The 23617-nt window shown below is 70.0% G+C and carries 18 protein-coding genes and 1 tRNA gene; 14 read left to right on the plus strand and 5 right to left on the minus strand.

Going from position 1 to position 23617, the window contains the following annotated elements; genetic code table 11:
* Positions 1–8 precede the first annotated feature (8 nt).
* Entirely contained in the window at positions 9–1367 is a 1359-nt protein-coding gene (locus R2N01_RS00990; RefSeq protein WP_316667550.1) for a zinc-dependent metalloprotease, read from the minus strand.
* 259 nt (positions 1368–1626) lie between these two features.
* Here R2N01_RS00990 and R2N01_RS00995 point away from each other — a divergent pair, with 259 nt between their 5' ends.
* Genes R2N01_RS00995 through R2N01_RS01005 form a run of 3 tightly spaced genes read left to right on the plus strand, consistent with a single transcriptional unit; the run spans position 1627 to position 6207 of the window.
* Positions 1627–2670, plus strand: coding sequence for a PDZ domain-containing protein (locus tag R2N01_RS00995; RefSeq protein WP_316667552.1), 1044 nt, complete (start codon positions 1627–1629; stop codon positions 2668–2670).
* A 43-nt stretch (positions 2671–2713) separates the two neighbouring features.
* Entirely contained in the window at positions 2714–3295 is a 582-nt protein-coding gene (locus tag R2N01_RS01000) for a PPA1309 family protein (protein WP_316667553.1), read from the plus strand.
* Entirely contained in the window at positions 3292–6207 is a 2916-nt protein-coding gene (locus R2N01_RS01005) for a UPF0182 family protein (protein ID WP_316667556.1), read from the plus strand. Before R2N01_RS01000 ends, R2N01_RS01005 begins: the two co-directional genes overlap by 4 nt.
* A 32-nt stretch (positions 6208–6239) precedes the next feature.
* Here R2N01_RS01005 and R2N01_RS01010 read toward each other — a convergent pair whose 3' ends face one another.
* Positions 6240–7601 (minus strand): pitrilysin family protein, encoded by a 1362-nt coding sequence (locus R2N01_RS01010; RefSeq protein WP_316667558.1) that lies wholly within the window; start codon positions 7599–7601, stop codon positions 6240–6242.
* The gene (locus R2N01_RS01015; RefSeq protein ID WP_316667560.1) at positions 7598–8875 is read right to left on the minus strand and encodes a pitrilysin family protein; all 1278 of its coding nucleotides are present in this window, start codon (positions 8873–8875) and stop codon (positions 7598–7600) included. Before R2N01_RS01015 ends, R2N01_RS01010 begins: the two co-directional genes overlap by 4 nt.
* Before the next feature lie 132 nt (positions 8876–9007).
* Between R2N01_RS01015 and R2N01_RS01020 the strand changes: the two genes are divergently transcribed.
* From R2N01_RS01020 to R2N01_RS01060, 9 genes are all read left to right on the plus strand, one after another.
* Positions 9008–11341, plus strand: coding sequence for a cbb3-type cytochrome c oxidase subunit I (locus R2N01_RS01020; protein ID WP_316667562.1), 2334 nt, complete (start codon positions 9008–9010; stop codon positions 11339–11341).
* A 1-nt stretch (position 11342) separates the two neighbouring features.
* On the plus strand, positions 11343–12092 hold the full coding sequence (locus R2N01_RS01025; protein ID WP_316667563.1) for a hypothetical protein: 750 nt from the start codon (positions 11343–11345) through the stop codon (positions 12090–12092).
* A 3-nt stretch (positions 12093–12095) separates the two neighbouring features.
* Positions 12096–12881, plus strand: coding sequence for a slipin family protein (locus R2N01_RS01030; protein ID WP_316667564.1), 786 nt, complete (start codon positions 12096–12098; stop codon positions 12879–12881).
* A 345-nt stretch (positions 12882–13226) separates the two neighbouring features.
* Complete coding sequence (locus R2N01_RS01035; RefSeq protein ID WP_316667566.1) at positions 13227–14471, plus strand: alpha/beta fold hydrolase; 1245 nt, start codon at positions 13227–13229, stop codon at positions 14469–14471.
* 120 nt (positions 14472–14591) lie between these two features.
* Positions 14592–15803 (plus strand): cobalamin-independent methionine synthase II family protein, encoded by a 1212-nt coding sequence (locus R2N01_RS01040; RefSeq protein ID WP_316667568.1) that lies wholly within the window; start codon positions 14592–14594, stop codon positions 15801–15803.
* Between the two features lie 26 nt (positions 15804–15829).
* Positions 15830–16123, plus strand: coding sequence for a GNAT family N-acetyltransferase (locus R2N01_RS01045; protein WP_316667570.1), 294 nt, complete (start codon positions 15830–15832; stop codon positions 16121–16123).
* Positions 16124–16263: 140 nt separating this feature from the next.
* Positions 16264–17673 (plus strand): sugar porter family MFS transporter, encoded by a 1410-nt coding sequence (locus R2N01_RS01050; protein WP_316667572.1) that lies wholly within the window; start codon positions 16264–16266, stop codon positions 17671–17673.
* Positions 17674–17869: 196 nt separating this feature from the next.
* Positions 17870–19006 carry a biotin synthase BioB gene (gene bioB / locus R2N01_RS01055; RefSeq protein ID WP_316667574.1) on the plus strand — a complete coding sequence of 379 codons (1137 nt, stop codon included), beginning with the start codon at positions 17870–17872 and terminating at the stop codon, positions 19004–19006.
* An 86-nt stretch (positions 19007–19092) separates the two neighbouring features.
* Positions 19093–19428, plus strand: a complete 336-nt coding sequence (locus tag R2N01_RS01060) for a hypothetical protein (RefSeq protein WP_316667576.1) — start codon at positions 19093–19095, stop codon at positions 19426–19428.
* On the opposite strand, the gene R2N01_RS01065 is transcribed toward R2N01_RS01060, so the two are convergent.
* Positions 19371–20189, minus strand: coding sequence for a class I SAM-dependent methyltransferase (locus tag R2N01_RS01065; RefSeq protein ID WP_316667579.1), 819 nt, complete (start codon positions 20187–20189; stop codon positions 19371–19373). The two genes, R2N01_RS01060 and R2N01_RS01065, sit on opposite strands and share 58 nt — an antisense overlap.
* 467 nt (positions 20190–20656) lie before the next feature.
* Between R2N01_RS01065 and R2N01_RS01070 the strand changes: the two genes are divergently transcribed.
* Positions 20657–21232, plus strand: a complete 576-nt coding sequence (locus tag R2N01_RS01070) for a manganese efflux pump MntP family protein (RefSeq protein WP_316667581.1) — start codon at positions 20657–20659, stop codon at positions 21230–21232.
* Positions 21233–21730: 498 nt separating this feature from the next.
* On the opposite strand, the gene R2N01_RS01075 is transcribed toward R2N01_RS01070, so the two are convergent.
* A tRNA-Met gene (locus R2N01_RS01075) sits at positions 21731–21807 on the minus strand.
* A 275-nt stretch (positions 21808–22082) separates the two neighbouring features.
* Here R2N01_RS01075 and R2N01_RS01080 point away from each other — a divergent pair.
* Positions 22083–23606 carry an ABC transporter substrate-binding protein gene (locus R2N01_RS01080; protein ID WP_316667583.1) on the plus strand — a complete coding sequence of 508 codons (1524 nt, stop codon included), beginning with the start codon at positions 22083–22085 and terminating at the stop codon, positions 23604–23606.
* Positions 23607–23617 lie beyond the last annotated feature (11 nt).

The raw sequence follows: 23617 nt of genomic DNA on the forward strand, positions 1-23617 counted from the left end.
CTCCGGGATCAGTCGGACGCCGGGTCCGGACCCTGGTCCGGCCGCTCCAGGAGCTTGGCCAGCTCCGAGTCCCAGTCGGCCTCCGCCTCCCCGTGCCTCTCGCCCTGGACGAAGCCGATCGGGTCCTCGACGTCGTCCGCCGCCGGCATGAGATCGGGGTGGGCCCACAGGCCGTCGCGCCCGGCGACACCGCGGTCGGCGAGCACGACCTGCCAGAAGCGGGCGCTCTCGCGCACGAGACGGGGACGCAGCTGCAGACCCAGCAGGGCGCCGGCGATCTTCTCGGCGGGCCCGTCGGTCGCGCGGCGGCGCCTCACGGCCTCCAGCAGCGCCGGTTCATGGGCGAGCCACTGCGCGCAGGCCTCGTGGGCGACGGAGTCGACCCAGCCCTCGACGAGCGCGAGCAGCGTTTCCAGGCGCGCCAGGATGTCCTCCTGCTCCGGGGTGCGGGCGGGCTTGAAGAGCCTGCCCTGCAGCCGCTCGGAGAGCTCGGCGAGCTTGGCCGGGGTCATCTCGGAGACGTCCTCGATGCCGATGGCGTCGCCGATGGCTGTCGTGTCGATCGTGATCTCGTGGGCGTAGTGCTCGATGAGTGCCAGCATCTGCGGGGCCAGCCATTTCACGGACGAGAACAGCCTCTGCCGGGCGGCCTCGCGCACGACGATGTACATGAGCGTGTCCTCGTCGGGCAGGCCCAGGCCCCTGACGAAGGCCTCCGCATTGGTCGGCAGCAGTACCACGCGCGGGCTCGACAGCAGCTGGAGGCCGAGCTCTGCGCCGCTGATGACCTCGGTGGAGATCTCGCCGATGGCCCTGGCCAGCTGCGCGGTGTACATCTGACCCGCCGCCGTGCGCATGATGGGCGCGAGCATGTCGGTCAACTGGGCCATCTCGGGCAGCTCGGCGGCGGCCTGGCCGCCCAGGCTCGAGCTCATGGCCCCGGCGATCGAGGTGACGACGGGTTCGACGATCGTGCGCCACGAGTCCATCGTGTCCTCGATCCACTGGGCGCGGCTCCACGCCTGCGCCGGGGCGGGGCAGGCCTCGAAGGAGACGACGGGGTCGAGCCAGGACTCGGCCAGCCGGTGCGAATCGGCCAGGTGCGTGCGCTGGGTCCGGGACGGCACGGGGTCCGAGCCGAGCGCGGCGGCGACCTGGCGGGCGGTCCGGCGGGCCATCGTCCAGTCGATGCCCGTCGCGGAATCCGTGCCCGCCTGCGCCTGAGCCATCATCGACTGGAGCCGACCCAGGACGGCGTTCAGATCCATGCCGCCCGCGGGCAGGTCGATGCCGAGCTGGCGCAACAGCTCGCTGAGCGGGTCGTTGCCGGACTCGCCGGCGGGATGGCTGGTGTTGTCATCGCTCATGACGGGGCTCCGTAATCTTCAGGGCGGCCCGGCGGGGCGTGATCCTCAAGGCGGCCCAACGGGGCCGGGCGCGGTGCGGTCGCCCGGACCATTGCATGCATCCATTCAAGCGCGCCCGATCAATGCTCCGAGGATCAGGGCGCACGACGGATCCCGGCGGGAGGCGAGACCCCTGGCCGATCCCCGGCCGGTGAGTAGACTTCAGGAGCATGAGGGCAGCTGTTCCAACGGTGCGCAGGACGCGCGGAGGAGCGCCGTCATGACGCGCCAGACCTGGACGGCGGTCGTCTCCGCCCTGGCCCTCATCATCCTCGCGGGCGTCATCGCCCTCACGCCGGTTCCCTATGTGGCCTGGGACCCCGGCGTCACGGACGATGTGCTGGGGCGGTCCGACAACACCGACGAGATCACGATCAGCGGTGTCGAGACGGTCGGCACGACGGGCAGCCTGCTGCTCACCTCGGTATCGGTCACCTCCTCCGATGCGACCCTGACCCTGCCCTCGGCGTTCCTCAACTATCTGCGCGACTCCCGCGACGTCGTGCCCCGGGACTGGGCCTACCCGGTCGGGCGCAGCGACTCGGACCTGGCCAACGACGAGGCCCAGAAAATGAGCGAGACCGAGCAGAGCGCCACCGTCGCGGCCCTGAGCGCTGCCGGCATCGCGGTGCAGGAGAACCCGGTCGTCGGCTCGGTCTCCACCGGCGGCCCCGCCTACGAGCTGCTGCAGACCGGAGACATCATCGAGACTGTCAACGACGCCGCCGTGAGCACGTCCGATGACGTCAACGCCGTCATCCGGTCGTTGGCGGTCGGCGCCACCGCGACCTTCGGCATCGTGCGCGGCGGCTCGTCGATGGTCGTCCCGATCACCACCCAGGCCAGTTCCACCGACCGCTCCGTGCCGCGCGTGGGCATCACGATGCGCCCCGGCTACCGCTATGCGCCGCAGGTCGAGTTCCACATACCCGATCAGGTCGCCGACGAGAGCTCCGGCTTGGTCCTCTCGCTTGCCGTCTACGACAAGCTGCGCAGCGAGGACCTGATGGGCTCGCGCGTCATCGCCGGGACCGGCGCCATCGAGGCCAACGGCACCGTCGGCGCCGTCGCCGGGGTCGCCGAGAAGATGCGCGGCGCCGAACGCGACGGTGCTCAGATCTTCCTGGTCCCGGCCGCCAACTGCTCCGAGGTGGCCGACATCGACACCGGCATGGAGCTCGTCAAGGTGTCCAAGCTGTCCGACGCCGTCTCCTCCCTGGACTCCCTGGCCCTGGGGGCGACGGAGGCGGTGCCGCTCTGCTGACCGCGCCCTGCCACCAGATTCCCACGAGCGGAGGAGTCATCCGATGAGTCCCCAGTCCCAGGCCGGTCCCGAGGTCCGGACCTGCGCCGGCGGTCCCACGCCGGCCCAGGAGCCGCTCGCGGCCGCTCTGGTCGAGATCGAGCACTACGTGGGGGCCTCCGGCTGGGACCAGCCGGCCCGCCTGTTCGCGCTGGCGCCGACCGCCCAGCTGCTCGAGGCCGGACCGGCCCTGGCCGACCGGCTCGCCGTGACCGGTCCCGGCCAGTTGTCCCCGATCGAGCAGGACGACTTCCATCCCGGTCAGGACGTCCTGTCCGGGCTGGCCGCCATCGCCTGGCCGAGCACGGTGGCCGGCTGCGCGGTGTGCACCGAGCGCTCCTTCCTGCCCGCCGGGGTCGAGGCCGACATCCCCGGCGACCCGGCCGGGGCCGCCGACTACGTGGCCGCGCACCCGGCCCGCGAGGACATCCGGGTCGTCATGGGCGCCCTGCGCGATGGCACGACCTATGGCGTGGCCCGGCTCGCCAGCCACCCCGGCGAGCTCCTGGCCGGCGACGAACTCGTCCCGGCCCTGTCCGGCGCACTCGTGCGCACCTTCGAGTGGGAGGAACCCGATCAGGCATGAGCACCGCATCGCAGGCCAGGAAAGCGCCGCGTCGTCATACGGCGCTGGGGGCCACCCTCATCATCCTCGTGGCGCTCATCGTCGTGTGGTGGATCGTCAGCGATTTCGTCACCGACTGGATGTGGTACCGCAATCTGCACTTCGGCCGGGTCTTCTCCACCCGGCTGATCACCGGCGCGATCCTGGCCGTGGCGCAGGGCGTGCTGCTCGGCGGGGCCTGCGCGCTCAGCATGGCCCTCGCCTGGCGCAGGCGCCCCCAGCGTCCGGTCAGCGACTCACCGACCCTGGACCACTACCGCTCGGCCCTGGCCAGACGCACGGCCGTGGTCATCGCGGTCCCCTCACTGATCATCGCGCTCGCCGGCGGCTCGCTGGCCGTGTCCCACGTCGACCAGACCCTGGCGTTCCTCAACCGCACGCCCTTCGGCCAGTCCGATGCCTACTTCGGCATGGACGTCTCCTTCTACGTCTTCACGCTGCCCTTCCTGCAGTACGTCTTCTCGGTGGTACTGGCCGCCCTGATCATCGGTACGATCGCGGCGGCTGTCGTCCACGTCATCACCGGCTCCCTGTACGCTTCGCCAGTATCGGTGCACCAGCACGGGAGCGGCGAGGGGTCCCGTCCGCCGACGGTCGAGCTCAAGAACCCGCTCAACGCGGCCGCCCAGGTGCACCTGTCGGTGATGCTCGGCCTCATCATGGTCGTCTACGGATTCCAGCGCCTGCTGTCGCGCTACGAGTTCGCGATCAGCGACAACGACGCCCTGTTCACCGGCATCGGCTACGCCGATGACCATGCGCGCATCACCGCCCGCCTGATCATCGCGATCATCGCCTGGATCTGTGCGCTCATGTTCTTCGCCAATGTCAGGCTCAGGCTGTGGCGGGTGCCCGGTACGGCGATCATCCTGATGATCGTCTCGAGCCTCATCATCCAGGTCGCCTACCCGGCCGTCATCCAGCAGTTCACCGTGCGTCCCAGCGAGGTCAACCAGGAGCGCAGCTACATCGAGCGGCAGATCGAGGCGACGAGGGCGGCCTACGACATCGACGATGTGACGGTCTCGGACTACTCCGCCGAGACCGATGTGAGCGCCGGCCAGCTGAGGTCCGACGCGGAGGCCCTGCCCGGCATCCGGCTGATGGACCCGGCGCTGATCGCCGAGACCTACGAGCAGTTGCAGCAGGTGCGCGGCTACTACCAGTTCCCCTCGGTTCTCGACGTTGACCGCTACAACGTCGACGGCCAGACGACCGACACGATCATCGCCGCCCGCGAGATCAACATCGCCGGCCTGCCCGATCAGAGCTGGATCAACACGCACACCGTCTACACGCACGGCTACGGCGTGGTCGCCTCCTACGGCAACCGCAGCTCGACCAACGGCGAGCCGGTGTGGACCGAGGGCGACATCCCGCCCGAGGGCCGGCTCGACGTGCAGGAGTCCCGCATCTACTACGGCGAGTCCGAGGGCCAGTGGGTCGTCGCCGGCAATGCCCCCGGTGCCACGCCCGTCGAGCTGGACACCCCGGGCGGCTCCGAGTCCGGCGGCGAGCAGCACTACACCTACACCGGGGCCGGCGGTGTGGCGATCGGCAACTACGTGACCCGGGCCATGTACGCCACGAAGTTCACCGATCTCAATCTGCTGCTGTCCAGCAATGTGAACTCGGCCTCGCGCATCCTGTACAACCGCACGCCGCGCGAGCGCATCGCCGAGGTCGCTCCGTGGCTGACGGTCGACCAGGACCCGTACCCGGCCGTCGTCGACGGCCGCGTGGTGTGGATCGTCGACGCGTACACGACCAGCGCCGACTACCCGAACTCCCAGCACGTCAACCTGCAGAGCACCATCTCGGACTCGGCGCGGCAGAGCACCGGCGCGGACACGCGGGTCAACTACATGCGCAACTCGGTCAAGGCCGTCGTGGACGCCTACGACGGCACGGTCAGGCTCTACGCCTGGGACACGTCCGACCCGATCCTGCAGACCTGGATGAAGGTCTACCCGGGCCTGCTGCTCGACCGGAGCGAGATCTCGGACGACCTGATGAGTCACCTGCGCTACCCGCAGGACATGTTCAAGGTGCAGCGCCAGATCCTCGGCCGTTACCACATGGAGAACGCCGACAGCTGGTACAACCAGTCGGATCTGTGGGAGGTCCCGGCCGACCCGCGCGACTCCAGCGGAGCCTACGAACCGCCCTACTACCTGTCGATCAAATGGCCGGGCGACGAGTCCCCGATGTTCAGCCAGACGGCGGTCTACGTGCCGAAGAACCGCGAGAACATGGCCGCCTACATGTCGGTGGTGGCCGATGCGGCGAGCCCCGACTACGGCAGGATCCGGGTGTTGAAACTGTCGGACACCGCCCAGGTACCCGGCCCGAACCAGACGTACAACGCGATCGTCTCCGACCAGCAGGTGGCCGACAAGCTGCTGCCCTTCATCGGGCAGGGCACGGGCAGCTCGGCCGACGCACTGTACGGCAATCTGCTCACGCTCCCGCTGGGCAACGGCCTCATCTACGTCGAGCCCATCTACACCCAGCGCAAGTCCGCCGGCTCGGGAGCCTCGGCCGGCACCTACCCGGTGCTGCGCTTCGTCGTCGTCCGCTTCGGCACGCACATCGGCATCGGCGACACGCTGCAGGAGGCTCTCGACTCGGTCTTCGCCGGTGACGCCGGCGCGAGCACGGGCGAGGACACGGGCCAGCAGTCCTCCGGTCAGGAGCAGGCCGGCAGTGAGGTGTCGGACGAGGACGCCGCCAAGCAGCTGCTGCAGGAGGCGGACGACGCCTTCACCAGGGCCGACGAGGCCCTCAAGAACGGCGATCTGGGGGAGTACCAGACCCAGGTGGAGACCGCCCAGGCCAAGGCCCAGGAGGCCTACCAGAGGCTCAACGGCTGAGGCCCGGCCGGCGTCGGCGCGGCCCGGCCCCCCTACAGCGCCGGGTCGATGATCTCGACCTGGAAGCCGTAGCTGTGCAGGTCGGGCACCAGGCGCGAGGCATCGCCGCACAGCACGGCGCGCATCATGCCCTCGTGGGTGGCCCTGCCGACGGTCGCCTCGAAGGCGGCCGTGGCGTGGGGCGCGTCGACCGCGGCCAGCTTCTGGGTGAGTTCGTTGACCCAGTTCGTACCGGCCCGGTGCGAGGCCAGCACCCCGGCCTGGGAGACGACCGCATCGGCGGTGTCGTAGCGCAGCGGGGCGATGCCCACCATGAAGCGCACGGCGTCGGCGACCTCGGACCTGGTCAGTGGTTCGCGCGACAGGTCCAGCAGTTCGAAGACGCCGCGGAACGCCTTCGCGGCCACCTCGGTGCGGAAGCTCGACTGGATGCTGAAGCTTCCGTTGAAACGGCCGGCCGCCAGACCGGCCTGCACGCCGTAGGTGAAGCCCTGCCTCTCGCGCAGCTCCATGTTGAGACGGCTGCCGAACAGCCCGCCGACGGCGCTGGTCGCGACCTGCATCGGAGCCCAGTCCGGCCAGGAGCGGCTCGGTACGATGAGGCAGACGCGCATGTCGGCGGCGACCGCACCGGGACGGTCGATGACATAGGTGGGGCAGGGGCCCTCGGCTGGTCTCGGAGCCTTCGCGCCGCTGCCCACATCGGTCGCCGGCCATGCGCCGAAGACCTCGGCCGCGTGCTCGACGAGGTCCCCGGGCAGGGCGCCGGCGATGATCAGCGTGGCGTTGTCGGCGCGCCACCACCGGTCGTGGAAGGCGCGCACGTCCTCGGCGGTGATCGTCGGCACCGAGACGGAGGTGCCGGCTGCCGCCAGTTGCTGACGGCTCCCGGTGATCCAGGTCCGCTGCGCCAGGCCGATCGAGGCCATGGCCGCCGAGTTCGCCCGCTGCTGGGCGATCTCGGCCAGGCGCAGGGCCTTGTGGCGGGCGACGTCGGAGTCGGCGTAGACGGGTGTGCGGACGATCTCGTCGAGCAGGTCGATACCGGCCAGCGCATGGGGCGCGGCGACCTCGATGCCGCAACGGGTGCCCCACCACCCTGCCGAGCCGTCGAAGGCCGCGCCGATGTCCTCGATGTGCCTGGCGAGCTCTTCGCCGGGGTGCGCGGCCGAGCCCTCGTCGCAGCAGTGCACGGCCAAGCGGGCGACGCCCTCCTTGCCGGTCGGCTCGTCGGTCAGGGCCACGTCGAAGACGATCTCGGCGGTGATGACGTACTGACCGGGCAGATCGTACGCCCAGATGCTCATGCCGTTGCCGAGGCGGGTGATCTGCGGTTGCGGGAAGCGCCAGTCATTGGTCGGATCGACTCGGGGGCGCAGGACCTCGGGGCTCATCGGGCCTCCTCTGCCTCGTAGACGAGCACGGCCCGGTACTGCGGGGCCAGCCAGGTGCGGGCCGCCTCGGCGATCTGGTCGCCGGTGACCTCGTGCATGCGAACGAGCATCGCGTTCACCCGGCCGGGGTCGCCGGACAGGCTGGCGAAGCCGCTGATCTCGTCGGCGCGGGACTCGACGCTGGCCAGCCGGGAGAGCCATTCGCGGTCGAATCCGGCGTTGACGCGGGCCAGCTCGTCCTCGTCGGGGCCCCGCTCGCCCAGGTCGACGAGCTGTTCGAGGATCGTCTCGGACAGCTCCTGCGCGTCGTGGCCCGAGCGGACCCGGGCGCTGAGCGTGGCCATCGAGACGCCGCGGGCCAGGCCGAAGTCGCCGGAGCCGACGGTCTCGGCGATCTCGCGCTCGCGCACCAGCAGGTTCGGCAGGCGGCTGGACTGCCCGGAGGCCAGCACGGCCAGCGCCTGCTCGACGGCGAAGCGTTCGGGGGAGTTGAAGTCTGGGCTGCGCCAGCACAGGTGCACCATCGTGCTCGGCACGGCGCGCCTCACCCGGATGGCGGGAACCCCCTCGTGCCGGGGCAGGGGGGCGAGGAGGCGGGAGGTCTGCGCCGGTGCCGGCGCCAGGGCGTCGAAGTACTTCTCGGCCAGGGCGAACGCGCGCTCGGGCTCGATCGGGCCGGACAGCGTCAGCACTGCCCCGGAGGGCTGGTACCAGCGCCTGTAGAAGCCCTGCACGTCCGACAGCGAGGCGGCGTCCAGATCGGCCATCGAACCGATCGTCGGATGGCCGTAGGGGTGGTCGGCGGGAAAGTTGAGTTCGAGCAGCAGCTCCAGCTGGTCGCCGTAGGGAACGTTGTCGTAACGCTGGCGCTTCTCCTCCTTGACCACCTCGACCTGGGTGTCGAAGTTGGTCCGGGTGACCGCCAGCGTGCTCATGCGGTCGGCCTCGAGCCACAGTGCCAGTTCGAGGGCGCCCGGCGGGACGGTCTCGAAGTAGCTGGTGCGGTCGAAGCCGGTCGTCGCATTGGCGCTGCCGCCGACCGACTCCATGAGCGCGAGGTGCCCGCTGGACCCGACGTGCGCCGAACCGGCGAACATGAGGTGCTCGAACAGGTGCGCGAGGCCGGTCGCCCCCCTCGGCTCGTCGCCCGAGCCGACCGTGTACCAGATGTTCAGCGCCTCAGCGGGCGCCCCTGGGTCGTGGTTGACCACTATGCGCAGGCCATTGGCCAGTGTGCGCCGGGCGATGCGGTAGTCGAGGTCGATGTGCGCCACGGGGTCATTCTACGGTGGACCGATCCGGGCCCGGACGCGGTGACGCGTTCGTCTCCGGAACAGGACGGGGATTCGGGCAAGATTTTTCGAGAAATAAACCAGGTGGGACTCATGCTAATTAATATGGCGCCCATGGCTCCTTCTTCGCGCAATACTGGTGAACCGACACGGTCGCGCCGCGCCATGGTGGTGAGCAAGGGCTGGGTTCAGGGCGTCATCCTGGTGATGCTCCTCGGCTTCACCGTCATGGGCATCCTCGCATGGCGCACGTACACCGATTCGATCCCCATCCCCGACGAGGTCACCGACTCCTCCGGCCAGGTGCTGTTCTCCCACGAGGACGTCTCGGCCGGCCAGCAGCTGTTCCAGAACCGCGGCCTGATGCAGTACGGCTCGGTCATGGGCCACGGCGGCTATCTCGGCCCCGACTTCACCGCCGACTACCTGCGTCGGGCCAGCGACTACACCCTCCAGCGCTACCGGGAGGCCGGCAGCGCCGATCCGGCCGCCGCCACCATCCGGGACTGGCGCGCGAACCGCCTCGACGGGGACAGCGGGACGCTCCGGTTCTCGGACTACCAGAGCGATGCCTACCGGACGCTGACCGATTACTACACCGAGTACTTCGGGCAGGACTCCCACAACCTCGGCCTGCTCGCCAATGACATCACCGATCCGCAGCAGATCCATCAGCTGGTGAGCTTCTTCGCCTGGACGGCATGGGGCTCGGCCGCCGAACGGCCCGGCCACGACTACTCCTACTCGAACAACTGGCCGGCCGAGAAGAACGTCGGCAACAGCCCGACCGCCGACATGGTGCTCTGGTCGGCCCTGAGCCTCGTCGTGCTCATCGGCGGGATCGGCGTGATGTTCGCCGTCTACGGGCGCTGGAGCGCCAGGATCGGCTGGCACGCCTCGGACGCGCCGGCCATCTCGTTCATCCCGCCGGCCAGGGTCGGCCTGACGAGGTCCCAGCGCGTCACCGCCTGGTTCTGGGTCGCCGTCTCGGCCCTGTTCCTGCTGCAGACGATCGTCGGCGCCGCCGCCGAGCACTACCGCGCCGATCTCACCAGCTTCTTCGGCTTCGACCTGGCCAGCTGGTTCCCCTACAACCTGGCCCGCACCTGGCACGTCCAGCTGTCCCTGCTGTGGACGGCCGCGTCCTTCCTGGCCGGCGGCGTCTTCCTCGCGCCCTTCATCTCGGGCCGCGAGCCCAGGCACCAGAGCAGATGGGTGGGCGTGCTGTTCGGGGCCGTGTGCTTCGTCGTCTTCGGCTCGCTCGCCGGCGAGATGCTCTCGATCCACGGCGTCTCCTGGGCCAAGGGCCCGCTGCTCGGCCAGCAGTGGGAGTACCTCGACCTGCCCAAGATCTTCCAGATCGCGTTGACTCTCGGCATGTTCCTGTGGGTCTGCATCATCGTGCGCGCCATCCGGGGCCGGCTCAGGACGGAGTCGCACGGCAACCTGCCGTGGGTCTTCTTCTTCTCGGCCCTGTCGATCCCGGCCTTCTACGCGGTGGGCATGCTCGCCGGCACGACGACGCGCATCTCCGTTGCCGAGTACTGGCGCTTCTGGGTCGTCCACCTGTGGGTCGAGGACTTCCTCGAGCTGTTCACCACCGTCATGGTCGCCTACATCTTCGTCATGCTCGGCGTGGTGCGCGAGAAAGTCGCCCTGGGCATCATCTACATGGACGTCATCCTCTACTCGGTCGGCGGCGTGCTCGGCACCATGCACCACGTCTACTTCTCGGGCACCCCGAGCTCGAACATGGCCGTCGGCGCCGTCTTCTCGGCCGCCGAGGTGATCCCGCTGACCTTCCTCACCGTCGAGGCGTGGGCCTTCATGCAGCTGGGGGCCAGGCGGGAGGCCAGGTCGAGCACCCCCTTCCCGCACCGCTGGTGCGTCATGTTCCTGGTCGCCGTGGGCTTCTGGAACTTCGTCGGGGCCGGAGTCTTCGGCTTCATCATCAATCTGCCGATCGTCTCCTACTACGAGATCGGCACGGCGCTGACGGCCAATCACGCGCACGGCTCGATGATGGGCGTCTACGGCATGATGGCGATGGCCCTGGCCATGTTCGCCCTGCGCCATCTCATCCCGCAGGACAGGTGGAACGACGGACTCGCCAGGATCAGCTTCTGGTGCTCCAACATCGGGCTGGCCTGGATGGTCTTCGTCACCCTGCTGCCCCTGGGCGCCCTGCAGCTCTACCATTCGGTCGGCGCGGGCTACTTCGAGGCCAGATCGCTCAACTACATCACCGAGCACAAGAACGTCGTGCTCGAGTGGCTGCGCATGCCCGGCGACGTCGTCTTCATACTCGGCGGCGTGACGCCCTTCCTCGTCATGGCCGTCCAGGGCTGGATCCACCGCCGCAGGGGGCGCACCGTGGACGAGCTGCCCACCGAGCGCCTCTTCGTCGAGGACCACGACCACGCCCCGGTCGCGGGCGGCGAGGACTGAGATGGACGCCGACACCACCATCCAGGTCTACCTGTCCTGCCTCTACGCGGTGGTCCTGGTCGCCTTCGCCTGGGTCCTGGACGCCCTGGGGCGGCGCAGCGCCCAGCGCTCGCGCGACTGGAGGACGAGCAACTTCGTCTTCCGCGAGGACCACGGGGCGTGGAAGTGCCATCAGGACCAGTGGCTGTGGCCGGCCAGCTTCGACCCCGAGAAGCGGGTCATCCGCTACCGGGGCCAGGACGAGATCTGCGGGCGCTGCCCCGTCAAGGACGACTGCGCCCCCTCCCTCGGCCCCCGGGAGATCACCCAGCCGGTGGACCCCTGGCCCCACTCCGAGGCCGGGGTCTTCCATCGGGGCATGTCGCTGGCGATCATGGCCGCCGGCCTGGCCCTGCCCCTGGCGATGATGTTCGTCGCCTCCGGCGCGGCCCAGCACCTGGCACTGGCCGCCTCGGCGGTCTTCGTCGTCGTGGCCGCCTGGCCGATGATCCACTCGCTGCGCACCACCCCGACGAACGCCCCCCAGGACCTGCCCTTCGAGTCCTCGGCCCCCGAGGGGGCCGGGAGCGGGGCGGCCCCCGACTCCGGGGCCGGGCGTATCGTGGTGGCTCGCGGCGCGCACGGTCAGGTGCAGTCCGAGCGCGCGGCCGACGAGGCCTCCCGCCTCATCGAACGCTACGCCCCGCACTGGTCGAGCGGGCGCACCCGTTATGCGTCCGCCGCCGACGGGGCCGACAGCGAAGGGAGCTGAGCCATGGGCGGCACCCAGTGGTTCTTCACAGTGATCGCCCTGGTGATCCTCGTCGCGGGCCTGCTCGTGACCTGCCTGAAGATCATTCCCGAGTACGAGCGGGCCGTCGTCTTCCGCCTCGGCAAGGTGCGGCCCCTGCACGGGGCGGGGCTGGTGTTCATCGTCCCGGGTCTGGACAGGCTCGTCCGCGTCGACACCCGCACGGTGACGCTGACGATCCCCCCGCAGGAGGTCATCACCCGCGACAACGTGCCGGCCCGGGTCAACGCGGTGGTGCTGTTCAACATCACCGATCCGATGAACGCCGTGATGAACGTCGAGAACTACGCAGTGGCCACCAGCCAGATCGCCCAGACGACACTGCGCTCGGTGCTCGGGCGCGCCGATCTGGACACCCTGCTGGCCCACCGCGAGAGCCTCAACCACGATCTGCGCGAGATCATCGAGGTGCAGACCACCCCCTGGGGCGTGGACGTCTCGGTCGTGGAGATCAAGGACGTGGAGATCCCCGAGGCGATGCAGCGGGCCATGGCCCGCGAGGCCGAGGCCGAGCGCGAGCGGCGCGCCAAGGTGATCAACGCCCGCGGCGAGCTGCAGGCCTCCGACGAGCTCAAGCGGGCCGCCGATGTGCTCTCCACGAGCCCCGCCTCCCTGCAGCTGCGCTATCTGCAGACCCTGCTCGAGCTGGGCGCCGATCAGAACTCGACGGTCGTCTTCCCGCTGCCCATGGACCTCATCGGGCCGCTCGTCGAGGGACTCGCCGCGAGGAGCGGCGGCGCCACCGGCTGATCCGACGGCCGGCCGGATGCGCTCGCCGGCCCGGCCGTCGGATCTTCGCCGCCGCTGCTCCCGGGCCCGGACGGCAGGCGGCCGCCCCGGCATGGGCCATCCCGTCCCAGCGGGGGTGCCTCGTGATCGGTCGTCCACTCCACCTCAGTGCGCGGAGGAGAAGTCCCGGCTCCAGGCGCTGGACCGGGCTCAACCGTATCCCGGACAGCTGCTCCACCCGCGAGGACGCCGGCGTGCCCCGCCGGCTGGACCGCCACAGCCGAATCCGTCTTCACCAGAATCGCCCGCGGACGCGTCGTGCTCGACGAGAACACCGATCCGGGGACGGGCCGCTAGCATGGGCCCATGACGTGGCAGCGCAGCATGGCCGGGCTCCGCACCCGGGAAGTCCGGATCAACGTCCCCCTCGACCACACCGATCCCGCCGACGGGCGCGGTATCGAGGTCTTCGCCCGCGTCGTCGCGGCTCCCGACGGTACCGACCGACCCCATCTGCTGTTCCTGCAGGGAGGCCCCGGCTGCGAATCGCCGCGCCCGAGCCTCGACCCCGTCTGGCCGGGGTGGCTGGAACGGGCGCTCGCCGACTACCAGGTGGTCCTGCTCGACCAGCGCGGCACCGGCCTGTCCAGCCCCGTCAGCGAGCCGCTCGGCTCGGCCGCCGACCAGGCCGAGTACCTCACCCATCTGCGCGCCGATGAGATCGTCGCCGACTGCGAGGACCTGCGCGCTCACCTGGGTGTCGAGCGCTGGGCCGTGCTGGGCCAGTCCTTCGGCGGATTCACCGCCCTGCACTATCTGTCGAGGCATCCGGACTCGCTGCTGGCGGTCTACTTCACCGGCGGCCTGCCGGCGGTGGGCCGCAGCGCCGACGACATCTACGCGGCCTGTTACGAGACCATGGCCGGCAAGTCCCTGGAGTACTACCGGCGCTTCCCCGGCGACCGCGCCCGCATGGCCCGCCTGCTCGACCTGGCCGGCCAGGAGGCGATCCGGACGCCGAACGGCGATCTGGTCGGCCCCTCGCGCGTCCGCTCGCTCGGTCACCTGCTCGGCGGTTCGGGCGGCGCCGAGCGGCTGCACTACCTCCTCGAGCGCGACCCCGGCTCGCGCGGCTTCCGCTACGACTTGGCCGGCCTGCTGCCCTTCGGCGGGCGCAATGCGCTGTACACGGTGATCCACGAGTCGAGCTACGCCGACGGCGTCGTCACGGGGTGGTCCGCGGCCCGCACGCTGCCCGACGGGTTCCGTGCCGACCCGACCCTGCTGACCGGCGAGCACATATTCCCCGAGTGGTTCGACGAGGACTCCTCGCTGCGCCCCTGGAAGGACAGTGCCCGGCTCATCGCCGGGCACCCCTGGCCGGGGCTCTACGACCCGCGGGCCCTGTCCGAGGCGGACGTGCCCTGCGCGGCCGCCGTCTACGCCCATGACGCCTACGTGCCGATGCACTTCTCGCTCGAGACGGCCTCGCTGCTGCCCGACATGCACGCCTGGATCACCAGCGAGTACGAGCACAACGGCTCCAATGCGTCCGGCGGGGCGGTGCTCGACCGGCTCATCAAGCTGGCCGGCGGGGCCCTGGTCCGCTGACCGTCCCGGCCCCGGGCGCACCCCCGTCCGCTCACGACGGACGGGGGACGGGGCGCTCCGCCCGGTTCCAGCCGGACGATCCGGAGTGGTCCGGCAACCACCATCTTCGAGGGGGACGACATGACCGATCGCATCCGCACCACCCACGTGGGCTCCCTGCCCCGCATCGACGAGCTGCTGGAGGCCAACGAGCGGCGTGCGAGGGGCGCCATCGGCGATGAGGAATTCGCCGGGGTCCTCGCCTCCGGCGTCGAGCAGGTGGTCGCCCGCCAGCGCGAGATCGGCATCGACATCGTCAACGAGGGCGAGTACGGCCACATCACCTCCGGCGCCGTCGACTACGGGGCCTGGTGGAACTACTCCTTCTCGCGCCTCGGCGGGCTGACGATGACCGACGAGGACCGCTGGGCCGATCCCGAGGTCGTGCGCTCCGCGCCGGGGCGCCTGCGCCTGACCTCCTTCCCGGACCGCCGCGACCGCTCCGCCTTCCGCGCCGCCTACGAGGACCCGGCCACCGGCATCCTCACCGGCAGGGCCCCGGTGGGCAACCCGAGGATCACGGGCCCGCTGACCTACATCGGCGCCGATGCCGTCGGCGCGGACATCGAACTGCTGCTCAAGGGCCTGGCCGAGACCGGGCTGACCCCCGCCGACGGCTTCCTCGCCGCCCTGTCCCCGGGCTCGGCCGCCCGCATGAAGAACGAGTACTACTCCAACGACATCGACCTGCTCACCGCCTGCGCCGACGCCATGCACGCCGAGTACAAGGCGATCACCGACGCCGGCCTGACCGTCCAGATCGACGCCCCCGATGTCGCGGAGAGCTGGGACCAGATCAACCCGGAGCCCACCGTTGGCGACTACCGCGACTTCATCGGCCTGCGCATCGACGCGGCCAACCGCGCCCTGGAGGGCATCCCCGCCGAGCAGGTGCGTTTCCACGTCTGCTGGGGCTCCTGGCACGGGCCGCACACCACCGACATCCCGTTCGCCGACATCGTCGACCTGGTGCTGTCGGTCAACGCCCACGGGTTCACCTTCGAGGCCGCCGGTGCTCGCCACGAGCACGAGTGGACGCTGTGGCGGCACATCGGGCTGCCCGACGACAAGGTGATCATCCCGGGCGTCGTCTCGCACTCCACCAATGTCGTCGAGCACCCCGAGCTCGTGGCCGAACGCATCGGGCGCTTCGCCTCGGCGGTCGGTCCCGAGCGCGTCATCGCCTCCACGGATTGCGGCCTGGGCGGCCGCGTGCACCCCCTCATCGCCTGGGCCAAGCTCGGCTCCCTCGTCGAGGGGGCGCGGCTGGCCGGTGGACACCTGTTCTCCTGAGGGATCCGGAAGAAGGAGCATCCGTCGTGAACGACGAGAGGATCGAGATCATCGACGACACGGAGAAGCACCGTTACCGGGTGCTCGTCGACGGGGCCGTGGCCGGCTTCCTGGAGTACTCCGTCTCGGACGGTGTCGTGACCATGCCGCACACGGTCGTCGACCCCGCCTACGGCGGGCGCGGCCTGGCGGGCAGGCTCGCCAGAAGGGCTCTTGACGACGCCGCCGAGGCCGGGCGCACGGTGGTGCCCAGCTGCCCCTTCGTCGCCGGGTGGATCGATCGGCACCCCCAGTACCAGCACCTGGTGCGCCAGCACTGAACCCCGCCGCCGGCCCCGGGGCCGGCGGCGGGCAACCGTGGAGTGGGACGGCGTCCCCATTCGCCGCTGCGGGGCGTAGTTTCGGGGGACATCCGGAAACTCTTCCGCGATGGACTCCACACACCTCTGGAGGAAGAAGAATGTCCAACACCACTGCCGGCACCCAACCGGTCCAGGCCACCAGAGCCAATGGCCTGGTGCTGCGAAGCGCGATCGTGGCCGCCCTCGGCGGCCTCGTCTTCGGCTTCGACACCGCCGTGATCTCCGGCACCACCACCTCACTGGAGAGGGTCTTCAACCTCAGTTCGTCCGGTCTCGGATTCACCGTCGCCATGGCGACCATCGGCACCATCGTCGGTGCCCTGTTCTCGGGAAATCTCGCCGACCGCTACGGGCGCAAGATCATGCTGTACAGCATCGGCGGGCTCTACATCATCGGCTCGCTCGGCTCCGCGTTCACCCCGGCCGGGGCGCACGGGGTCTTCCTCGTCTTCCGCTTCCTCGGCGGTATAGGGGTCGGCATGTCGAGCGTGTGCGCGCCGATCTACACCGCCGAGATCGCCCCGGCCGCGCACCGCGGGCGCCTGGTCGGGCTCGTCCAGGGCAATGTCGTGCTCGGTATCCTGCTGGCCTATCTGAGCAACTACATCATCCGTCTCATCGCGCCTGAGGACGTCGCCTGGCGCTGGATGCTCGGTGTCATGGCGGTGCCCGCCATCGTGTTCTTCGTCCTCCTCCTCGGCGTGCCCGAGACGCCCCGCTGGCTGATGTCCCAGGGGCGCCAGGAGCAGGCCGTCGCCATCAGCCGCAGGCTGTGCAGCACCCAGGAGGAGTCCGACGAGCAGATCGCCGAGATCCGGGCGCAGCTCGCCGAGGAGGCCGAGCTGCGCTCGGTGAGGGTGAAGTTCTTCTCGAAGCGGTACCGCAAGGTGATCCTCATGGCGTTCTGCATCGCCATGTTCAACCAGATGTCGGGCGTGAACGCCATCCTCTACTACGCTCCGGTCGTGATCCAGGAGGCCGGCGCCTCGGAGAACTCCTCCTATCTGATGAGCGTGGCCGTCGGGCTCATGAACCTCATCGCCACGATGGCGGCCCTCACCGTGATCGACAGGATCGGCCGGCGCGCCCTCATGATCGTCGGCTCCATCGGCTATCTCGTCTCGTTGGGTTTCCTGGCCGGCGTGATGTACGGCTTCTCGGGCCATTTCAATACCGCCTCGTCGATGCTCGTGCTCATCGGCCTGCTCGTGTTCATCGCCGCTCACGCCTTCGGCCAGGGCTCGGTGATCTGGGTGTTCATCTCCGAGATCTTCCCCAACAGGGTGCGCGGTCGCGGCCAGTCCCTCGGCTCGATGACGCACTGGTCGTTCGCCGCCATCACCACCTACGCCTTCCCGCCGGTGATCGACTCGCTCGGCGGCGGTGTGGCGTTCACGATCTTCTTCGTGTTCATGTGCGGCCAGCTGCTGTGGGTGCTCAAGGTGATGCCCGAGACCAAGGGCGTGCCGCTGGAGGACATGGAGGAGCGCCTGGGGCTGGCCGGGTAGCTGCCGGGCCGGTCCCCACATGGATCCGCGTCCAGGAGACGACTGCGACCAATCCCCTTGAACAATGTTCAAGGGGATTGGTAGGCTGATGCCGTGAACGCGCGGGGCGGTTCAGCGGGGCGGTTCATGTGCGTCGCATGAACCGCCCCCGATCCTCGTGAACCAAGGAGTCCTCGTTGAACAAGGAGGTCGTGCGATGGATCTCGGGGCGATGGTGCGGAGCGGAATGCGCGGTCAGCCGGTCACCAGGGGGCAGGCTCTGTCGGTCCTGGCCGCCGACGACGACCAGACTCTGCAGATCGTGGCGGCGGCGGGGCAGGTGCGGCGCCACTTCTTCGGCACGGGCGTGCGTCTGAACCACCTCATCAGCCTCAGATCCGGCATGTGCCCGGAGAACTGCTCCTACTGCTCCCAGGCCCTCGGCTCGACGGCGGGGATCATGCGCTACAGCTGGCTCGACGACGAGCAGGTGCACGAGGCCGTCGAGGCCGGCATCGCGCACGGGGCATCGACGATCTGCCTGGTGGCATCGGGCCGCGGCCCGTCCGCCCGGGAGACCGCCAGGGTGGCGGGCCTCATCGCCCGGATCCGCCACGAGCACCCCGGGGTGCGCATCTGCGCCTGCCTGGGCCTTCTCGATGGTGACAAGGCCGAGATCCTGCACGAGGCCGGGGCGGACCGTTACAACCACAATCTCAACACGGCCCGCTCGCACTACGCCGACATCTGCACGAGCCACACCTATGAGGACCGCGCCGCCACCGTGCGTGCCGTCAGACGGGCGGGGATCAGCCCGTGCTCCGGCCTCATCGCGGGCATGGGGGAGAGCGACGAGGAACTCGTCGATGTGGCCTTCGCCCTCCGGGAGCTGGGCGCCGAATCGGTGCCGGTGAATTTCCTGTTGCCCTTCGAGGGGACTCCGTTGCAGGCCCACGAGGAGCTGACCCCCAGGCGCTGCCTGCGGATCCTGGCGATGATGCGCCTGGTCCACCCCGACGCCGAGGTGCGCTCCTCGGCCGGGCGGGAGTTCCACATCCGCACCCTGCAGCCGCTCGTGCTGGAGGTGTGCAACTCCATCTTCCTGGGCGACTACCTCACGAGCGGGGGGCGGGCCGGGCGCGATGACCTGGCCATGATCGCTGATGCGGGCTTCCACGTCGAGGGCGCGGAGTGCGATGCGGGCGGTGCCCGCCCCGACGGGGGTTCGCCCGCCGGGCACCGGGCGGTCCCAGTCGGACTCGGCGTCGGGAGCGGGGCTGCTCATGAGGTGGACGGCGCCGGTGTTCCACTGAGGCGCACCGGCCCGGGGGCCTCGGACTGCGCCATGACCTGACCGGGCGCTCGTCGAGAGCCACGTCCTCCAGCGCTTCCTCGGGCGCCGATCCTCATCCCGCCGTTGCGCCGCACCGGAGGGAGCTGATGGCCTTCGCGGCCGAGAACGGCGTCTTCGCCCACCCGGGCACGAGCGCCCCGATCCTGTCCGGCAGCGGCCTCTCCATCGGCGCGCGGCGACTGCTCGCGGTACCGGGCCCCAACGGCGCCGGCGGGACGACGCTCCTGCGCACCATGACCGGCCTGCGGCGCTGGAGCGGGGCGGGCGCCTCATCGGGCGTCGTGACGGGTTCGTGGCCATCCAACCCGATCCGGTCCCGTGGCCCGATGGCGCGCACCGCCCCCGGGTCCGGGCGGCGGACCGTTCAGCCCTCCTGCGGCTTGTGGGCCACGACGGCGATCCCGCACATGCTGTCCTCGTAGGCCCTGAACGTCTTGGCCATGGTCCTGATGCGCTGGCGCAGCTGCTTGTCCCCCATGACGTTGCGCACGATCCGCAAGACGCCCGACCACCCCTCGTCCTCGATGTTGCGGCGCGGCTTGAGCAGTGCCATGGGCGCGGTGTCCAGCCAGTCGACGACCAGCCCGGCGTCCGCCATGAGACTCCTCCAGGCGGCCGCGGTCATCGGCCGGGCGTTCACGTGGATGGCGCGGGCGAGCCCCTGGCGCATCTCGGTGCAAAGGGTCTCGTCGATGTCGTCCGGCCTGACGCCGAGCTCGTGGATCGCATAGCGTCCACCGGGACGCAGGATCCTCGCCGCCTCGTGCACGATGGCCTGCTTGCCCCTGTCCCCCTGCATGGTGAGCATGGCCTCGCCGACCACCACGTCGGAGCATCCGTCGTCGAGCCCCGTGCTGGCCGCCTCGCCCTGTCGGCAGACGCCCTTGCCACCGATGATGGCGGTGACGCGCTGGACCGCCCGCGGGTCCTGGTCGATCGCCGTGTACGAGCCGGGCCCGCGCCTGATGATCTCGACGGCGGTCCGGCCCATGCCGGGGGCCAGTTCGACGACGTCGGCGTGGGCGATCCGCGCGTGATCGAGCATCGCCCGGGACAGGGCGGCGCCGCCCGGGCGCAGCACGCGCTTTCCGGCGCGCGCCAGCACCCAGTGGCCGGGCGCCGTGGCGACCGGGCGATCTGCGAAGGGGAGCGGGGTATCGGGTTCGGTGTTCTTGTCAGTCATGCCGCCAGACTAGGGGTCATCCGGTCACAGGGTAAGGCCAGGCGGCCCTCGATCAGCGGATCGGGTGCTCCCCGGCGGTGAGGATCGGATGGTCTGCCCGCTTCCCGAACCCCTGAAGAGCGGCGGGTTCGTTGCCCGGGAGAGGCCGCGGGCCGGTCCCGCTCCACGGGTCCCGCGGTGGGGCGGGACGCGGTGGCCGGCGTCCACCACTCGGACGGGTCGTGTTGACCGTCTTGGGGCAGTCCCGTAGATTCTCCGTCCAGAAGGGGAGTAGCTCCCAACCCAGGGCCCTCGCCGGCCCGGAGATGCGTCGACATACTGGCGGGCCATCCCGCCCGGCGCATCGCTCCGTACAGGCGCTCCGGCGTCCTCACCCGCCGTCCCGGTGGGGCGGGGTGAGCGAGACCTTCGGCTGTCATGCATGGCCGGAGTCCTCGCGCTTCCGGTCACCGACCGGAAGGCTCACCATGTCGCTCCTGAGTGTCCTGCTCATCGGCCTCGGCGTCTCCGCCGACGCCTTCGCGGCCTCCGTGGCCAGCGGCCTGAGCATGCGGCGCCTGTTGTGGGGCAGGGCGCTGCTCATCGCCGGCACCTTCGGCCTCTTCCAGGCGCTCATGCCCCTCCTCGGCTGGGCGCTCGCCTCGCGGTTCGCCGGTCTCGTCGCACCCGTCGCCCACTGGATCGCCTTCGCCCTGCTCGGCTTCATCGGCGGCAGGATGATCTGGGAGGCCCTGTGCCACGGGGATGAGGAAGAGGGAGGCGCTCGTGCCGAGTGGATGGGCATGCGCCAGCTCCTTCTGCTGGGTGTCGCCACCAGCATCGATGCCGCGGCGGTCGGGGTCTCGCTGGCCGTCCTCGACGTGTCGATCCTGCAGGCCGTCGCGGTCATCGGCCTGACCACCTTCGTCGTCGCCCTGGCCGGCGTGCCCATCGGCCAGGGCCTGGGCAGCCGTTTCCGCACCCCCGCCGAGGTCGTCGGCGGTGCCGTGCTCGTCGTCCTCGGCGCCAATATCCTGCTCGAGCACCTGGGCGTCACCGCCTGAGGGGGCGGGGCGGGCCCGCGGTACTCGGCGGGGCGCCGGAGGTCTGCGGTTCGCCGCGTTCACCACGATGTTCTGCAGCGCGCGGGTGAGCAGGCCGGCGTCGCCGCGGGTGCCGGAGGCGCTGGCGGCGAGCTCGCCGGCCCTCTTGCCGAAGGCGAGCTGGACTGTGGTGCGGTGGCCGACTCGGGCAGTGGGACGATCCGGTGCTCGCCGGTCCCCATCCGGCCGTCGGCCACGCCGGGCCGAAGCCCTGCTCCCCGCCGTCGACCCTCACCTCCGCCGTGGATCCGCTGGGCCGCCCTCGACGAGGTACGCCTCGCGGCTGGATGGTCGCCTTCGTCCCGTCGCGGGAGCCCTCCCCGAAGCGGGTGCAGCGGTCCCGGCCGTCCTGGTCGATCGGATGCTCGGCCGGCGCTGGTTCTTGCAGGCGCGCCAAGCGGTCAAGAGAAGCAAGGTCTGCGGTCCCCTCAGACCGCAGACCTGTGTGACTGGACTTCTTGGTAGCGGGGACAGGATTTGAACCTGTGACCTCTGGGTTATGAGCCCAGCGAGCTACCGAACTGCTCCACCCCGCGTCGGCTTGGACAACTATAGACGTGTCCGCCGGGAAACCCAAATCCGGTGGTCGCCCGCGGCCCACTGCCACGAGCCCGTCGAGGTCCTCCGGAAAGCCCCGTCGATGCGGGGAATGAGCTTCTCACGCGGCGGATCGACCACGGTACTGGTCGTGACACGGCGTCCGGGACGCACTGGCGTAAGATCTGCGGAGATCCGCTCCGGAGGACGCGCGCCGACCCGGCCGGGCCCCGGAGCCACGCCCCGTGGCCAGCGAGATCGAGGGAGGCCTTCAATGAACATCCGGCTTGGACGTCGTCCGTTCCTGGGCGCGGTGATGGCCGGCGTCGCTGCGCCGCTCGCCGCCTGCTCGGATGACGGCACCGCGGAGACCCAGGAGCAGGCGCGTCAGCTCGTCATCGGGGCCACTGCCGCCCCTGCCGCGCTCGATCCGTCGACGAACAGCGGCGCGGCCATCCCGCAGGCCCTGCTGTACAACGTCTACGAGACCCTCGTGAAGATCGACTCCAATGGTGACGTGGTGCCCTTGCTGGCCACGGAGTGGAACGAGTCCGAGGACGGGCTCACCTACACGTTCACCCTGCAGCCGAAGGCCGCCTTCTCCAGCGGCGCCGCCCTGGACGCCGACGCCGTGAAGACCTCGCTCGAGCGCATCATGCACGATGAATCCGTGCTCGCCACGCTCAAGTCGCAGCTGGGCGCCATGGAATCCGTCACCGCCCAGGACGCCTCCACCGTCGTCGTGAGGCTGTCCCAGCGCGACAACAACTGGCTCTACCACGCCGCCCAGACCGCCGGCATCATCTACGAGCCCGACAAGCTCGACCAGCTCAACACGGCCCCTGCCGGCTCGGGCCCCTTCGTCTTCGACTCCTGGAGCGAGGGCAATCCGTTGGTGCTGAGGAAGAACACCTCCTACTGGGGCACCCCGACGGTTTTCGACACTGTCACCTTCAAGTATTTCACCGACGCCACCGCCGAGAACTCGGCGATGAGCAGCGGCGACCTGGACGTCATCTCGAACCTGCAGGCCCCCCAGTCGATCAGCCAGTTCCAGGACACCAGCAGGTACACGATCCTGGACGGCACGACGATGGGCGAGGTCGTCCTCGGCCTCAACCACCAGCGCGAGGCCTTCTCCGACGTGCGCGTGCGCCGGGCCATCAACTACGCCATCAACCGCTCCGACCTGCTGCAGACGGTCGCCGCCGGCTACGGCACGCTCATCGGTTCGATGGTCGCCCCCACCGACCCCTGGTACGAGGACCTGTCGGGCACCTACGACTACGACCCGGACACGGCCCGCCGGTTGCTGGCCGAGGCCGGTCACGGCGACGGCCTCGAGTTCGCCCTGCGCGTGCCGAATCTGCCGTACGCCACCTCGGCGGCCACCTTCATCACCAGTCAGCTGGCCCAGGTCGGCATCACCGTCGCCGTCGACACGCTCGACTTCCCCGCGCGCTGGATCGACGAGGTCATGACCAAGTCGAACTACGACATGACGATCATCAGCCACACCGAGGGCCGCGACATCGAGAAGTGGGCCAACCCCGACTACTACTGGCACTACGACAACGCCGAGTTCAACCGGCTGATCGCCGAGGCGAGGACCGGTCCGGCCGACGAGCAGGTCGAGAAGATGAGGCAGGCCGCACGCGTCCTCGCCGATGACGCCGCCGCCGACTTCCTCTACTCGATGGCCAACCTCGTCGTCCTGCGCTCGGACATCTCTGGTGTACCCGAGAACCTCACCAGCGAGTCCCTGGACCTGACCGCGGCGTCATCGACGAACATCTGACTCCAGCCGCC

The sequence above is a fragment of the uncultured Propionibacterium sp. genome (assembly GCF_963539965.1).
GTDB lineage: Bacteria > Actinomycetota > Actinomycetes > Propionibacteriales > Propionibacteriaceae > Propionibacterium.

What these genes read in the sequence shown, in the direction of transcription:
- R2N01_RS00990 (WP_316667550.1), bottom strand. Translation starts at nt 1,367, where the DNA reads ATGAGCGATGACAACACCAGCCATCCCGCCGGCGAGTCCGGCAACGAC.
- R2N01_RS00995 (WP_316667552.1), top strand. Translation starts at nt 1,627, where the DNA reads ATGACGCGCCAGACCTGGACGGCGGTCGTCTCCGCCCTGGCCCTCATC.
- R2N01_RS01000 (WP_316667553.1), top strand. Translation starts at nt 2,714, where the DNA reads ATGAGTCCCCAGTCCCAGGCCGGTCCCGAGGTCCGGACCTGCGCCGGC.
- R2N01_RS01005 (WP_316667556.1), top strand. Translation starts at nt 3,292, where the DNA reads ATGAGCACCGCATCGCAGGCCAGGAAAGCGCCGCGTCGTCATACGGCG.
- R2N01_RS01010 (WP_316667558.1), bottom strand. Translation starts at nt 7,601, where the DNA reads ATGAGCCCCGAGGTCCTGCGCCCCCGAGTCGATCCGACCAATGACTGG.
- R2N01_RS01020 (WP_316667562.1), top strand. Translation starts at nt 9,008, where the DNA reads ATGGCTCCTTCTTCGCGCAATACTGGTGAACCGACACGGTCGCGCCGC.
- R2N01_RS01025 (WP_316667563.1), top strand. Translation starts at nt 11,343, where the DNA reads ATGGACGCCGACACCACCATCCAGGTCTACCTGTCCTGCCTCTACGCG.
- R2N01_RS01030 (WP_316667564.1), top strand. Translation starts at nt 12,096, where the DNA reads ATGGGCGGCACCCAGTGGTTCTTCACAGTGATCGCCCTGGTGATCCTC.
- R2N01_RS01035 (WP_316667566.1), top strand. Translation starts at nt 13,227, where the DNA reads ATGACGTGGCAGCGCAGCATGGCCGGGCTCCGCACCCGGGAAGTCCGG.
- R2N01_RS01040 (WP_316667568.1), top strand. Translation starts at nt 14,592, where the DNA reads ATGACCGATCGCATCCGCACCACCCACGTGGGCTCCCTGCCCCGCATC.
- R2N01_RS01050 (WP_316667572.1), top strand. Translation starts at nt 16,264, where the DNA reads ATGTCCAACACCACTGCCGGCACCCAACCGGTCCAGGCCACCAGAGCC.
- bioB (WP_316667574.1), top strand. Translation starts at nt 17,870, where the DNA reads ATGGATCTCGGGGCGATGGTGCGGAGCGGAATGCGCGGTCAGCCGGTC.
- R2N01_RS01060 (WP_316667576.1), top strand. Translation starts at nt 19,093, where the DNA reads ATGGCCTTCGCGGCCGAGAACGGCGTCTTCGCCCACCCGGGCACGAGC.
- R2N01_RS01065 (WP_316667579.1), bottom strand. Translation starts at nt 20,189, where the DNA reads ATGACTGACAAGAACACCGAACCCGATACCCCGCTCCCCTTCGCAGAT.
- R2N01_RS01070 (WP_316667581.1), top strand. Translation starts at nt 20,657, where the DNA reads ATGTCGCTCCTGAGTGTCCTGCTCATCGGCCTCGGCGTCTCCGCCGAC.
- R2N01_RS01080 (WP_316667583.1), top strand. Translation starts at nt 22,083, where the DNA reads ATGAACATCCGGCTTGGACGTCGTCCGTTCCTGGGCGCGGTGATGGCC.